This is a genomic window from Haemophilus sp. SZY H8, from assembly GCF_018829755.1.
GTDB classification, from domain to species: domain Bacteria; phylum Pseudomonadota; class Gammaproteobacteria; order Enterobacterales; family Pasteurellaceae; genus Haemophilus; species Haemophilus haemolyticus_K.
This window is the reverse complement of the sequence record NZ_JAHKJY010000001.1, coordinates 389,948-403,614: the sequence shown is the minus strand read 5'-3', so window position 1 is coordinate 403,614 and position 13,667 is coordinate 389,948. Positions and strand designations below refer to the sequence as shown.

Here is a 13,667-nt window from a genome sequence, read left to right as displayed (position 1 = left end):
GATGAACGTTACCGAGTTATTAAGCCCTGAGAATATTCGTCAGGGGGTAAGTTTTTCCAGTAAAAAACGATTATTTGAATCTATTGCGCATTTTGTCATTGAGCAAGTTAATGATGAGAAAGGTGAACAAGTTTGTTTGGAATGTCTTTTTGAACGGGAAAAATTAGGTAATTCAGGTTTAGGAAATGGTATCGCCATGCCTAAAGCTAAAATTCCTGTAACATTATCAGACAAAGCAATAGCTGTATTTATGCAATTAGATACACCGATTGATTACGATTCATCAGATGGTAAATTTGTTGATCTTGTATTTGCGGTATTGGTACCTGAAAATCAGTGCGCAACCTATATGCCAATTTTATCTTTCTTAACTGAAAGACTAACGGATAAAAATCTTTTGAAGCAGTTACGTTCAGCAAAAAGTGCAGAGGAAATTTGGCAGGTTTTTGAAATTTCAGATAGCTCAGAAAATATCTCTTTTGAGAATAATGAATAAGAAATAAAGAGTGGGAGGGCATATGGATATTATCATTATTAGCGGACGTTCTGGTGCGGGAAAGTCTGTGGCACTACGCGCTTTGGAGGATATGGGCTATTATTGTGTGGATAATATCCCTTTTGATTTACTACCTCAATTAACTCAGATTCTTTCTCAGTCACAATCTTCAGTAGCGATTAGTCTAGATATTCGTAATATTCCAAATTCTGCGACGACGTTAGAGCAAACACTTTCAACATTACAAAATCATCATCAGGTTAGGATTATTTTCTTAGAGGCGGATCGCAGTACGTTGATTCGTCGATATAGTGATTCTCGGCGTTTACACCCACTTTCTGTTCAAGATCTGTCCCTTGAAGTTGCGATTGATGCAGAATATCAATATTTAGAGCCACTAATCCAACATGCTAATTTCATTCTTGATACGACACATCTTTCGACACATACGCTTGCAGAAAAATTACGAGAGTTTATTTGTGGGTATGGCGAAAAAGAACTTAAAATTATTATAGAATCTTTTGGGTTTAAATATGGTATTCCGCTTGATGCAGATTATGTTTTTGATGTGCGATTCTTACCCAATCCACATTGGGATCCGGCACTTCGCCCAATGACAGGATTAGATGCGCCTGTGGCGGCATTTTTAAATAGTCATACAGAAGTGAATGAATTTATTTATCTTACACGAAATTATATAGAAACATGGTTGCCGCTTTTAGAAAAAAATAATAGAAGTTACTTAACTATTGCTATTGGATGCACTGGTGGGAAACATCGCTCTGTTTATATAGCACAACAACTTGGAGAATATTTTCAGGCAAAAGGAAAAATAGTGCAGATTCAGCATAAATCTTTAGAGCGAAATAAAAAGACGCAATAATGGCGTATCGGTAATATTATAGTTTAAATCGATGAATAACCTGATTTGCTGAACCCCGCCAAACTAAACTTGGGTCAGCCTGTTCTTGAATAAATTTCCCATCAATTAACACATCAATATAAGGCAACATAGCACGTTGTTGTTCGTCTAGTTCATCCAGCTTATAACCCGTCCAAACCCAAATGTCTTTATCGGGACATTCTCGTTTTACGCGTTGCACAAATGGCAATAATGTTTCTACGTTGAGGGGATGAAGTGGATCGCCACCTGAAAGCGTCAACCCTTGGCGTTTAATGCGAGTGTCTTTTAAATCATTAATAATTTGTTGTTCCATCGCTTCATCAAATAATACACCTGCTGAAAATGACCAGCTTTTTTGGTTGTAGCAACCTTTACAACCATGGGTACAGCCACTGACAAATAAAGTACAACGTGTACCTTCGCCATTAATGACATCAGTGGGATAGTATTGAAGATAGTTCATATTATTAAACTCCTGGAATATGGTGTAAATTCTCAGCAAATTAACCGCACTTTTGTAATTAAAGAGAATTAATCTTTGCAATAATATGGTAATTCTTGCATAATAGTCCGCAGTCGCTCTGCGATATCAATGGAAACCTTCTCGGTCTCTCGCAACGGTGTCTGGTTTACTCGGTCAGGTCCGGAAGGAAGCAGCCAAAGTCGGAATTACTGTGTGCCGAGAAGAAGCTGGGAAGGTTTCCGCCCAACTTCCTTTTCTTATACCCTCTCAATCAATCTTTTAAAGAAACCATTTTCTTTTTTGATTAAGCTATTGTAATCTCCTTCTTCGATTAATCTTCCGTTATCAATTACACAAATTTTATCGAATTGTTCAATTGAACTTAGACGGTGAGTGACCATAATTAGGGTTTTATTTTCGGCATGTTGCAGAATTAAACGTAAAATTTGACGTTCAGTTTCGCGATCTAAGCCTTCTGTCGGTTCATCCAATAATAAAATTGGCGCATTATTGAGTAAAATACGTGCTAAACCTAAACGGCGTTGTTCCCCACCAGAAAGAGGACGACCACCATCACCAAGCCAAAGATTTAAACCTTTTCCTTCTTGCTCAAGTAATTTGCTTAAACCAACTTGATGTAGCACTTCAATCATTTTTTCATCAGAAATTTTATCCGCACTTGCAAATTGTAAATTTTGACGAAGTGTATCGCTGAATACGTGAACACGTTGAGTTAAAAAACAAATTTGGCGGCGTAATGTCTCTTCTGAATAGGCTGAAATTGGTTTTTCTGCTAATAAAAGCTTACCTTGATTCGCATCATAATTGCGCACTAAAAGTTGAAGGAGTGAAGATTTCCCACTTCCAGTTTTGCCTAAAATAGCAATTTTTTGGCTTTGTTCTAAATCTAATGTAAGATTTTTTAATACAAGCGTTTCTTGCCCTGGATAGGAAAAACTTAAATCCTTCGTAGAAATCAACCGCACTTTTGTTTCAAATTCCTCATTACCATTAAACTTAACAAGCGGTTTTTGCTCAATGATTTCGGTTACACGCTCTGCTGCAGCAATCACTTGACCTATATGTAAAAATGCAGCACCCAATGGCATGATGATCTCAAAGGCGGCAAGCGCAGCAAAAGTGAACAGTGCAATATAAGCCGTGCGGTATTCATCTGTGCCAAAATCGGCGTTACTTGCAAACCATAGCATGCCAGAAATCAACAAACCATTTAGAAACAGAACAAGCGCGGTAGAAAATCCACTTAATTTTGCTTCTTTGGCTTGATCTTCCTGCCATGTTTTTTCTGTGGCTGTCATTTTCTCTTTTAATTTATCTTCTGCATTAAATAATAAAAGCTCGGCTTGTGCTTGGATAAATTCTAAAAACTGGGTTCGATAGGTCGCGCGTGCTTGGATTAAGCGTTCGCCAAATTCCTGACCTAGTCGATAGAAAACAGTTGGGATAATTATTAATAAAATTAACAAAAATAAGCCTAAACCAAGTGCGAGTGGAATATTGACAAAGCTAAGTCCAATCGTCATGGCAATGATTACAAATGCAGCAGTGAAAAATGGCGCAAGTAAACGTAAATATAGGCTATCAAGTGTATCCACATCGGATACTAAACGATTTAACAAATCGCTGTTACGATAACGATTTAATACCCCTGGGCTTAAAGGAATGATTTTTTCAAATACTTGTACGCGTAATTTTGACAAAATGCGGAATGTTGCATCATGCGTCACTATTTTTTCAAAATAGCGCATGACGGTTCGTCCGATAGCTAAACCTCGCACACTGGCTGAAGGGTAGAAAAAGTTAAATAGAGTGCCTAGTCCTGCAATGGCTGTAGCGGCTAAAAACCAGCCTGAAACGGTAAGTAAGCTCATGCTGGATCCCAATCCTAAAATCATCAGCACCAAGCCTAAAATAAGAGGAAATTTGGCGAATTTAAATAAACGTATAAACGGAAGTAATGTGCGCATTATTGGATATCCTGTTTTCGTTGTGCAAGAAGTTCTCCAAAGAAACCTTCATTTTGTAATTCAGCAAAAATCCCCTGTTGGACAATTTCGCCCTGCTGCATGACAAAAATTTGATCACATTGTTTTAAATCTTCAATGCGGTGTGTAATCATTAATGTTGTTTGGTAGCAACTCATTTCATTTAATGCTTGAAGGACGAGACTTTCAGATTGGGCATCGAGACTGGCTGTTGGCTCATCAAGTAATAGTAGGCTCCCCTTGCGTAATAATGCACGTGCAATAGCAAGACGTTGCGCTTGTCCCACAGAAACGCCTAATCCTCCATCTTTAATTTCATAATCTAAACCGAGTTTATCTATAAATTCGGTGGCTTGGGCTTGGCTTAAAGCATGGTGAATTTTCTCATCGCTTGTTTGAATATCACCAAGCAGAAGATTTTCTTTAATTGTGCCTTGTAATAACAATGGATTTTGTCCTACCCAGGCAATATGTTTGCGCCAGTCAGCTAGATTGCTTTCGCGAAGTTCTTGTCCATTAATTTTGAGAGAACCCTCATAAGGTAAAAAGCCTAAAATTACATTCATTAATGAGGTTTTCCCTGCGCCACTTTGTCCTACAAGCGCAACATTGTAATTTGCTGGAATTTGGAAATTTAACGGCTTGGTTAATGCTGAACCCTGTGTCGAAAGTACCACTAAATTTTCGGCAGAAATTTCAACCGCACTTTCCAAAGAAATTGTTTTTTCATTTTGATGAACGGTTAAATAATCGGATTCTAAGAAATTAACAATGGCATCTGCTGCACCAATACCCGCTGCGCGGTCGTGGTAATAAGCGCCTAGATCACGTAAGGGTTGATAAAATTCAGGTGCAAGAATTAAACAAAAGAAACCTGTGAAAAGTGTAAGTGGTGCATTATAGGTACCAAATTCAATTTGACCTAAGTAGCTAAAACCAAAATAGACCGCCATGAGGGCAATGGAAATAGAGGTAAAAAATTCCAATACGGCAGAAGAGAGAAAAGCGAGTTTTAGCACATCCATCGTGGTTTCACGGAAATCTTCAGTGGCATTTTCAATATGCTCAGTTTGTTCAGAAGTGCGGTTAAAAAGACGTAAGGTTTCAAGACCACGTAATCGATCTAGAAATTGTGCGCTTAAACGAGCCAGTGTTTCCATATTTTTTTGGCTACTGTCTGCTGCAGCGATACCAACAAGGATCATAAAAACGGGAACAAGTGGCGCGGTGATCATTAAAATTAAACCTGCAGCCCAGTTCAACGGAAATACAGCAATTAAAATAACGACAGGAACAATGGCTGAAAGACTTTGTTGAGGCAGAAAACGGGCATAGAAATTATGTAAGTTTTCAACTTGTTCCAACATAATGCTTGCCCAACTTCCAGCTGGTTTTTGATTGATTGTCGCAGGGCCAACAAGATGGATTTTATCCAGAATTTTTTGACGAATATGATTGCGTAATAATTGTCCGCTTTGGAAACCTATTTTTTCGCGTGCCCATAAAATAATTGCACGCAATCCGAACCCGATAATCAACCCAAGAAAATAAGGAATAAGTTCATCACGAGGCACTTTTTGTATAATCAGTTTATCAAGCAACGTCGCAAGAAAATAAGTTTGCGCGACTAAAATGAGTGCAGAAAGCGTAGCTAAGACAATGTTTGCGCGCATTAATTTTTTGATAGGTTCTTGTTGTGCGCGAAGCCATTTTTGTAAATATTTTTGGCGAAGTTTGTTCATAGTTTTATCGTGATATAGAAAAAGTTCCCCTCTTTTAAAAAAAGAGGGGAATGAGTTAGAGAATTTATGCTTCTTGAGCATCTAAATAGCGTTCTGCATCCAATGCCGCCATACAACCAGTTCCTGCAGAGGTAATGGCTTGTCGATAATTGTGATCCATTACATCGCCTGCTGCGAATACGCCTTCCACAGAGGTGGCTGTTGCATTTCCTTCAAGACCAGATTTTACAACGATATAGCCATTATTCAATTCTAGTTGCCCTTGGAAAATGTCCGTATTTGGCGAGTGACCAATGGCTACGAATAAACCATCTAATTTGAGTTCTTCTTTCTCTCCAGTTTTAGTGTCGGCTAAACGTAATCCGGTTACGCCCATGTTGTCACCTAACACTTCATCTAAAGTGCGATCAGTATGCAGAACGATTTTTCCTTCTTCCACTTTTTTGTACAAACGGTCGATAAGAATTTTTTCCGCACGGAAGCTATCGCGACGGTGGATTAAATGCACTGTACTTGCGATATTGGCTAAGTAAAGCGCTTCTTCCACCGCAGTATTTCCACCACCAATTACACCGACTGGTTTATTACGATAAAAGAAACCATCACAGGTTGCACAAGCAGAAACTCCACGACCTTTGTAGTTTTCTTCTGACGGTAAGCCAATATAGCGTGCAGAAGCGCCTGTTGCGATAATTAACGCATCACAAGTAAAATTTTGCACATCGCCAAAAAGTTTGAATGGACGAGAGGATAAATCGACTCGATTGATATGATCGAAGACGATTTCTGTTTCAAATTTTTCTGCATGTTGCAACATACGTTGCATTAAACCTGAACCAGTAGTCATCTCAAAATCACCTGGCCAGTTTTCGATTTCATCTGTGGTGGTAAGCTGGCCGCCTTGTTGCAAACCCGTCACCAATACTGGTTTTAAGTTTGCACGTGCTGCATAAATGGCAGCTGTATAACCAGCAGGGCCTGAGCCTAAAATTAAAAGTTTTGCGTGTTTGATATCTGACATAAAGAATCCTTGTTTTTTGTAAAGAGAGAATTAATTGAATTTAAGTTTATTCTGATGATTGCTATGTATGAAATTGTTCCATACACCTTATCAATTATAAACCTTTCGATTAATAGAGCAGTGAATAAAGCAATCGGCGAAACTTATTTGTTAACGGATCAGCATTGCCCATTGCACTTAAAATGGATAAAAATTGTTGTTTAACTTCACCATTCTGCGCACCTAAGTCGGTTTTTAAAATATCGAAAAGTAGTGTCAACGCTTCTTCATTTCGTCCAGCTTGATGAAGTTGTATAGCAAGTTTTATTGCAATTTCAGCTGTTGGGTTTTTAGCATAATCGGCCTGTAATTGTTGGATTTCAGGTGTGTCGGCAGCTTGAATTTGTAGCTCAATTTGTGCCTGTAATCCGTGCCAACGACTATCACGATCTTGCAACGGAATTTGTTTTAGAATTTCTTGTGCTGGCTCCGTTTTTTTCATTGCAATATAGGTTTCAGCGTAGAGCAGGGCGACATCACTATTTTTCTTATCTGAAAGTTCCCATGCGTCTTTCAATAATGGCAATGCAGCCTCATAATTTTCTACTTGCAAGAAATCTAATGCTTGTTGGAATTTTAAATCTTCTTCTTTCGGTAAAATAATGCTTAATCGTTGGATTAATGACGCTTTATCAAGCGCACCTGGAAATGCATCTAATGCCTGTGCTTCTTTAAACAAATAGGTGGTTGACAATGCTTGGATGCGGAATTGTGCGGCAATCATTTGCTCTTTTTCACAATTTACTTTTCCAAGAACAAATTGTCCTTGATATTGTTCTGCAACTTGCTCAAGTAAAGTCAAGAAATCTGATGATTCTTTATGCGTTGGAGCATAAAAATTGATGACAAGTGGTTTTTCTAAGGATTGTTGCAGTATTTCAGTAAGATTTTGTTCGTTGATGTCAACGATAAAAGGAAAATCAGCCATGTTTTATCCTTGTGAAAAAATAATGGCTGATTTTAACAAAGTGCGGTCGATTTTAGAAATGTTTTACTCTTTCAATGAGGGAAAGATTTTTGCCAGGAGCAGTTTTCCCATCATTTCAATATGTTGTGGTTCTGCATTGAGTGCCGGAATATATTGGTAAAATTGTCCGCCATTAGTGAGAAAATTCTCGCGGTTTTCCTCATCAATTTCTTCAATAGTTTCTAAACAATCAACCGAAAAACCTGGGCAAATGACGGCTATTTTATGAATACCTTGTGATGCTGCATTTTGGAGAAATTTATCCGTGTAAGGTTGTAACCATTCTTCTCGCCCAAAACGTGATTGGAAGGTTATTCCCCATTGGTTTTCGGTCAATCCCAACTTATCTACAATAGCAAGCGTTGTCTGTTTGCAGTGTTCACGGTAGTAATCACCCATATTTTCATAACGTAATGGGATACCATGATAAGAAAATAGCAAAAACTCATCGGGTTTTAACCGCGCTTTTATGGAATTGGCTAAGGCGTTAATGTAATTTTCATCAACATGATAAGAATGAATAAAATCGAACGGTACCATTCCCCGCTCTTCTTTAAGGGCATGGGCAAAGGCATCAAATAGCGCGCCTGTTGTTGTACTAGAATATTGTGGGTAAAGGGGGAGTACAATAATTCGTTCAACTTTATTTTTAAGTAAATTTTTCACCGCACTTTGCATTGATGGGTTGCCGTATGTCATCGCAATTTCTACTTGAGCATCAATATTTTGCTTATTTAAATAGGCTTGTAATGCATCTTTTTGTTGTCGTGAAATGGCAAGTAAAGGCGAACCTTGCTCTGTCCAAATTGCTTGGTAATTTTTAGCGATACGTTTTGAACGTAATGGCAAAATAACAGCCTTGAGTAATGGATACCATTTGTAAGGAGATAAATCGACTACTCTTGGGTCGGTTAAAAATTTCCATAAATAACGGGATATAGCAGATGAGGTGGGCGCATCGGGTGTCCCTAAATTGGCTAAAATAATCCCTATTTTTTGATTTGCTATCATAAGTTTAGAATAGAAAGTGTAAGTCGAGAAACGCAGCAAAGTTTATCTTGTTCATCACGAATGTCAATTTGCCATACGTGGATATTTCTATTTAAACTAATAGGCGTAGCCTTTGCTGTAACAATGCCTTGCTTTACTGAACGTAGGTGATGGGCATTAATATCAAGTCCCACTGCAATTTTATTTTCTTCTATTGCAAGGTATCCAGCCAATGAACCTATCGTTTCTGCTAATGCAACAGATATTCCGCCATGTAATAGACCAAAAGGTTGGGTTGTACGATGATCCACAGGCATTGTCGCTTCAATCCAATCTTCGCCAAAAGCAGAAATTTCAATGCCAAGATGGCTAACGGCACTGTTGGAGCAAAGTTGATTTAAGTTTTCGAGCGTGAAGTTTTTTTGCCAAATCATGATATTCCTTTCATTACGCTAAAATTTCTAATAATGCCTGCACAGGGTGTTTTAGCACCACATGTTCATAACGTTTTACCTGACTGCGGCAAGAATAACCGGTTGCTAAACAAAAGTGCGGATCTTTTCCGTGCAGTTTTTTATGCCACGATACATCGTAGATTTCTCGGCTCATTTTTTGATTTTGCACTTCATGTCCAAATACACCTGCCATACCGCAACATCCTACTTTTTCTACATTCAGTTGTTGCCCAAATCTTCCAAAAATTTCTTGCCATTCTTTTGGGCTGTTCGGCATAAAGGTAGATTCCGTACAATGCGGGAATAAATACCAATCGGAAGTGCGGTCAGTTTTTGCGATGTTTTTCAGTTTATCTTGTAATGTCGTATTTTGTAAGCGTTGTTTTAACCATTCGTGAGCAGTGAGAACGTGGAAATCGCCACGTTTTTCTTGTAGTGCTTCCTTGTATTCATCTCGATAAGACAGCACGATGGCTGGATCAACGCCTACAAGTGGAATGCCTAATTTTGCCATTCGATTTAAAAACTCGGCTTGGTTTTGTGCTGTTTTGCTAAAGCGTTTTAAGAAACCTTTAATGTGCATTGCTTTGCCGTTTGGTTTAAATGGCAACAGAATTGGTGTGAAGCCTAATTTCTGCGTAAGCATAACAAAATCGCGTACCACTTTCGCATCATAGTAAGATGTGTAAGGATCTTGCACAATAAATAAAATATCGTTTTTTTCTACCGCACTTAGACCTTCCAATTCTTCCAAGGATTTGCCTTGATAATGAATTTCCACCAGCTGTTGTTGCAAATTGGGTTCAGAAAGCAAGGGCAAATCAGTCATGCCTAGTGTTTTTTCCACTAATGTTTGCGTGACTTTTAGCTTGGTAAAATAATTAAAGAATTTTGCCTGCTTTGCCATATAAGGCGCAGCGATTTCTAAATTTGCCACAACGTGATCTTTTACTGGGCGTAAGTAGCGGCTGTGATAAAAATGAAAGAATTTCGCACGGAAACTTGGTACATCAATTTTAATCGGGCATTGACTAGCACAGGCTTTACAAGCAAGACAAGTATCCATTGCAGCTTTCACTTCGTGAGAAAAATCATAATCCCCTCGCCATTTTTGAACCGTATTGCTTAGTCTTTTCACAAGTGCGGTTAATTTTATTTCTGTTTTACAGAAGTCTAATTGTTCGGGCGAAACATTTTCATTTGCCATCAATCGAAGCCATTCTCGAACCATAGCTGCGCGACCTTTCGGCGAAAATACACGATTTTTACTGACTTTCATCGATGGGCACATGATGCTGTGTTCATCAAAATTGAAACATAAACCGTTTCCATTGCAGTTCATCGCCCCCTTAAATTCATCTCGTATTTGGATAGGAATTTGGCGATCCTTATCAGCCCGCATTGGCGAAAGAATAGAATAAAGTTCCTCTTCGGAATCCAAAGGCGTACAGATTTTGCCGGGATTTAAACGATTGTTTGGATCGAATAAGGTTTTGATATAACGAAGTTCGTGCCAGAGTTCTGGGGTAAAGAATTTTTCGCCGTAATGGGAACGCACGCCTTTTCCGTGCTCTCCCCAGAGTAATCCACCATATTTAATCGTAAGTTCGGCGACTTCATCTGAAATTTGTTTGAATAATTTCACTTGTTCTTTATCGCATAAATCAAGCGCTGGGCGAACGTGTAATACGCCCGCATCCACGTGACCAAACATGCCATATTGTAAATGGTGCTTGTCTAATAAAGTGCGAAATTCACTAATGTAATCCGCAAGATTTTCTGGGGGGACACAAGTATCTTCTACAAACGGAATCGGTTTGGCTGCGCCTTTTGCGTTACCAAGTAAGCCTACTGCTTTTTTGCGCATTGCATAAATACGTTCAATAGAAGGTAAATCTGAGTAAACTTGATAGCCAATAATGTGATCTTGGTTGTGTTCGATTTTTTCATCAAGTGAGCGACAAAGTGCGGTGACTTGGCGGTCTATTTTTTCTTTATTATTACCAGCAAATTCCACAATATTTAAACCAAGAATTGGATCTTCTTCATCTTCTGTAAGAAGTTCATTCACCGAGTGCCAAATAATATCTTGTTTAGCGAGATTTAAGACTTTGGAATCAACGGTTTCCACAGAAAGCGCATTGGCTTTCACCATAAAAGGTGCATTGCGTAATGCTGCATCAAAAGAACGATATTTAATATTGATGAGCGTGCGATACTGCGGAATAGGCAGAAGATTGAGTTTGGCTTCACAAATAAATGCGAGAGAACCTTCAGAACCAGTGAGAATTCTGGTGAGATTAAATTCACTTTCATCTTCATTAAATACATTTTTCAGATCGTATCCCGTTAAAAAACGGTTAAGTTGTGGCAGATCTTTAATGATTGCCGCTCTTTTTTCTTTACAGTGTTGTGCAATGGTTTGATGGAGTCTTTTGCTACTATCACTTAATTCAAGCGTATCGATGTTTTCTAAAACATCAACAGAATTGACAGCACTGGTATCTAAAATCTCACCGTTCATTAATACTGCGCGTAATGCCAAAACATGATTAGAGGTTTTACCATATTGCAATGAACCTTGCCCAGAGGCATCCGTATTAATCATTCCACCTAACGTTGCTCGATTGCTGGTGGATAGCTCTGGGGCAAAGAATAAACCATGTGGTTTTAAAAATTGATTAAGTTGATCTTTTACTACGCCTGCTTGTACACGAACCCAACGTTCTTTGACATTGAGTTCTAAAATAGCAGTCATATGGCGAGAAAGATCCACTATTATATTGTTATTGATGGATTGTCCATTTGTGCCAGTGCCTCCACCACGAGGAGTAAAGGTGAGGAATTGATATTCAGGTAAATTTGCCAATTTGGTTATACGTACTATATCAGCAACAGTTTTCGGAAAAAGAATCGCTTGAGGAAGCTGTTGGTAAACGCTGTTATCCGTAGCAAGACTTAATCTATCTGCATAATTTGTAGCGATATCCCCTTCAAAATGTTGTTTTTTTAGTGCTTGGAGATAGTTAAGGACATCTTGTTCAATTTGTGGAGTGCGATTTAGACTTGGCAACATAGCATTTAACTCATTTAAAGCTATAAATACAGGGTGTTCTCGATAATATCTTAAGGAGCGCACAATGTCGAATTAGATTTTGAGCGTTTTGAAGAAGCGTTTTGTGGAGTAAATTAGTCAAGAATAGTGTATTTTTGGATAAAAAATAAACAAAAAGTTCAAAAAAAATTTGATCTTTTGAATTTTTATAGGATAATAATCGCACTTTTGAACGTTCCTTTGGCGTAAACAAAGGAATTGAATTTGTCAAAAGGTAACAATAGGGCAAATTCAAAACCCTAGTTAAGCAAATGCTTTGAGTGTAACTTTCCCTAAAAGTTCCATTATAAGCAAGGAAACTTTTCTTATTAATAAACGATGACTAAATAGAGGACATCAAAATGAAAAAAACTGCAATCGCATTAGTAGTTGCTGGTTTAGCAGCGGCTTCAGTAGCTCAAGCTGCACCACAAGAAAACACTTTCTATGCAGGTGTTAAAGCAGGTCAAGCATCTTTCCACGATGGTATTAACAAAAACAGTGTTATTGCTAACAAATTAAGTGTTAATGATTATGGTTATAACCGTAATTCTTTCACTTATGGTGTATTTGGTGGTTACCAAATCTTAAATCGTGATAACTTAGGTTTAGCAGTGGAATTAGGTTACGATGATTTTGGTCGTGCAAAAGCGCGTGAAGCTGGTAAAACTGTTGCTAAACACACTAACCACGGTACTCACTTAAGCTTTAAAGGTAGCTACGAAGTGTTAAATGGTTTAGATGTTTACGGTAAAGCAGGTGTGGCTTTAGTACGTTCTGACTATAAATTCTACGATAAGACAAATGGTGCTCGTGATCACGAAGAAGGTCGTCACAGCTTACGTACCTCTGGTTTATTCGCAGTCGGTGCAGAATATGCAGTATTACCAGAGTTAGCAGTTCGTTTAGAATACCAATGGTTAACTCGCGTAGGTAAATTCCGTACTCAAAATGCTCACAATAGCTCTGTAGATTACAACCCATGGATTGGTTCTATCAACGCTGGCGTTTCTTACCGTTTCGGTCAAGGCGCAGTAGCTGCACCAGCTATGGCTCCTGAAGTTGTAAGCAAAACTTTCAACTTAAACTCTGATGTAACTTTCGCTTTCGGTAAAGCAAACTTAAAACCACAAGCTAAAGCAACTTTAGATGGTATCTACGGTGAAATCGCACAAATCAACAGTGCTAAAGTAGCTGTTGCTGGTTACACTGACCGTATCGGTTCTGATGCTGGTAACTTAAAACTTTCTCAACGTCGTGCAGACACAGTAGCTAACTACTTAGTACAAAAAGGCGTAGCAACTAACGCAATCTCTGCAACTGGTTACGGTAAAGCAAATCCAGTGACTGGCGCAACTTGTGACCAAGTTAAAGGTCGTAAAGCGCTTATCGCTTGTTTAGCACCAGACCGTCGTGTTGAAATCGCAGTTAACGGTACTAAATAATTTTAGTATTCGTTTAACGAAAGATTAAATACAGAAAAAAAGGCT

General features: G+C 38.4%; 11 protein-coding genes and 1 other RNA gene. 4 read left to right on the top strand and 8 right to left on the bottom strand.

Features of this window, described 5'->3' with window-relative positions; genetic code table 11:
- Position 1: 1 nt before the first annotated feature.
- A complete protein-coding gene (gene ptsN / locus KKW16_RS01920) occupies positions 2-496 on the top strand; it encodes a PTS IIA-like nitrogen regulatory protein PtsN (RefSeq protein WP_048954105.1) in 495 nt (164 codons plus the stop codon).
- A 22-nt stretch (positions 497-518) separates the two neighbouring features.
- Positions 519-1,379, top strand: coding sequence for an RNase adapter RapZ (gene rapZ / locus KKW16_RS01915; RefSeq protein ID WP_048954104.1), 861 nt, complete (start codon positions 519-521; stop codon positions 1,377-1,379).
- A gap of 16 nt (positions 1,380-1,395) precedes the next feature.
- Here the strand turns inward: rapZ and nrdG are convergent, their stop codons facing one another.
- Positions 1,396-1,863: an anaerobic ribonucleoside-triphosphate reductase-activating protein gene (gene nrdG, locus KKW16_RS01910; protein WP_048954103.1), complete on the bottom strand. Its 468-nt coding sequence runs from the start codon at positions 1,861-1,863 to the stop codon at positions 1,396-1,398.
- Positions 1,864-2,001: 138 nt separating this feature from the next.
- Here nrdG and ffs point away from each other — a divergent pair.
- Positions 2,002-2,100, top strand: an RNA gene (gene ffs, locus KKW16_RS01905) — signal recognition particle sRNA small type.
- Between the two features lie 20 nt (positions 2,101-2,120).
- On the opposite strand, the gene cydC is transcribed toward ffs, so the two are convergent.
- The 7 genes from cydC to ydiJ form a co-directional block, all read right to left on the bottom strand.
- Positions 2,121-3,851, bottom strand: a complete 1,731-nt coding sequence (gene cydC, locus KKW16_RS01900; protein ID WP_140523119.1) for a heme ABC transporter ATP-binding protein/permease CydC — start codon at positions 3,849-3,851, stop codon at positions 2,121-2,123.
- Positions 3,851-5,611: a heme ABC transporter permease/ATP-binding protein CydD gene (gene cydD, locus KKW16_RS01895; RefSeq protein ID WP_139990274.1), complete on the bottom strand. Its 1,761-nt coding sequence runs from the start codon at positions 5,609-5,611 to the stop codon at positions 3,851-3,853. Before cydD ends, cydC begins: the two co-directional genes overlap by 1 nt.
- Before the next feature lie 64 nt (positions 5,612-5,675).
- Complete coding sequence (gene trxB / locus KKW16_RS01890; RefSeq protein ID WP_065264588.1) at positions 5,676-6,632, bottom strand: thioredoxin-disulfide reductase; 957 nt, start codon at positions 6,630-6,632, stop codon at positions 5,676-5,678.
- 109 nt (positions 6,633-6,741) lie between these two features.
- Positions 6,742-7,599 carry a co-chaperone YbbN gene (locus tag KKW16_RS01885; RefSeq protein ID WP_139990275.1) on the bottom strand — a complete coding sequence of 286 codons (858 nt, stop codon included), beginning with the start codon at positions 7,597-7,599 and terminating at the stop codon, positions 6,742-6,744.
- A gap of 63 nt (positions 7,600-7,662) precedes the next feature.
- Positions 7,663-8,649 (bottom strand): ferrochelatase, encoded by a 987-nt coding sequence (gene hemH, locus KKW16_RS01880; protein WP_139990276.1) that lies wholly within the window; start codon positions 8,647-8,649, stop codon positions 7,663-7,665.
- Positions 8,646-9,062, bottom strand: coding sequence for a hotdog fold thioesterase (locus tag KKW16_RS01875; RefSeq protein WP_048954097.1), 417 nt, complete (start codon positions 9,060-9,062; stop codon positions 8,646-8,648). Before KKW16_RS01875 ends, hemH begins: the two co-directional genes overlap by 4 nt.
- Positions 9,063-9,075: 13 nt before the next feature.
- Positions 9,076-12,159, bottom strand: a complete 3,084-nt coding sequence (gene ydiJ, locus KKW16_RS01870) for a D-2-hydroxyglutarate dehydrogenase YdiJ (RefSeq protein WP_140523123.1) — start codon at positions 12,157-12,159, stop codon at positions 9,076-9,078.
- A 380-nt stretch (positions 12,160-12,539) separates the two neighbouring features.
- Here ydiJ and ompA point away from each other — a divergent pair, with 380 nt between their 5' ends.
- Positions 12,540-13,622 carry a porin OmpA gene (gene ompA, locus KKW16_RS01865; protein ID WP_048954095.1) on the top strand — a complete coding sequence of 361 codons (1,083 nt, stop codon included), beginning with the start codon at positions 12,540-12,542 and terminating at the stop codon, positions 13,620-13,622.
- The last annotated feature ends 45 nt before the right edge of the window (positions 13,623-13,667 follow it).

Excerpts from the sequence above, each read along its gene's own strand:
- ydiJ (WP_140523123.1), bottom strand. The coding sequence starts at position 12,159 with ATGTTGCCAAGTCTAAATCGCACTCCACAAATTGAACAAGATGTCCTT.
- cydD (WP_139990274.1), bottom strand. The coding sequence starts at position 5,611 with ATGAACAAACTTCGCCAAAAATATTTACAAAAATGGCTTCGCGCACAA.
- KKW16_RS01875 (WP_048954097.1), bottom strand. The coding sequence starts at position 9,062 with ATGATTTGGCAAAAAAACTTCACGCTCGAAAACTTAAATCAACTTTGC.
- KKW16_RS01885 (WP_139990275.1), bottom strand. The coding sequence starts at position 7,599 with ATGGCTGATTTTCCTTTTATCGTTGACATCAACGAACAAAATCTTACT.
- cydC (WP_140523119.1), bottom strand. The coding sequence starts at position 3,851 with ATGCGCACATTACTTCCGTTTATACGTTTATTTAAATTCGCCAAATTT.
- ompA (WP_048954095.1), top strand. The coding sequence starts at position 12,540 with ATGAAAAAAACTGCAATCGCATTAGTAGTTGCTGGTTTAGCAGCGGCT.
- nrdG (WP_048954103.1), bottom strand. The coding sequence starts at position 1,863 with ATGAACTATCTTCAATACTATCCCACTGATGTCATTAATGGCGAAGGT.
- rapZ (WP_048954104.1), top strand. The coding sequence starts at position 519 with ATGGATATTATCATTATTAGCGGACGTTCTGGTGCGGGAAAGTCTGTG.
- ptsN (WP_048954105.1), top strand. The coding sequence starts at position 2 with ATGAACGTTACCGAGTTATTAAGCCCTGAGAATATTCGTCAGGGGGTA.
- trxB (WP_065264588.1), bottom strand. The coding sequence starts at position 6,632 with ATGTCAGATATCAAACACGCAAAACTTTTAATTTTAGGCTCAGGCCCT.
- hemH (WP_139990276.1), bottom strand. The coding sequence starts at position 8,649 with ATGATAGCAAATCAAAAAATAGGGATTATTTTAGCCAATTTAGGGACA.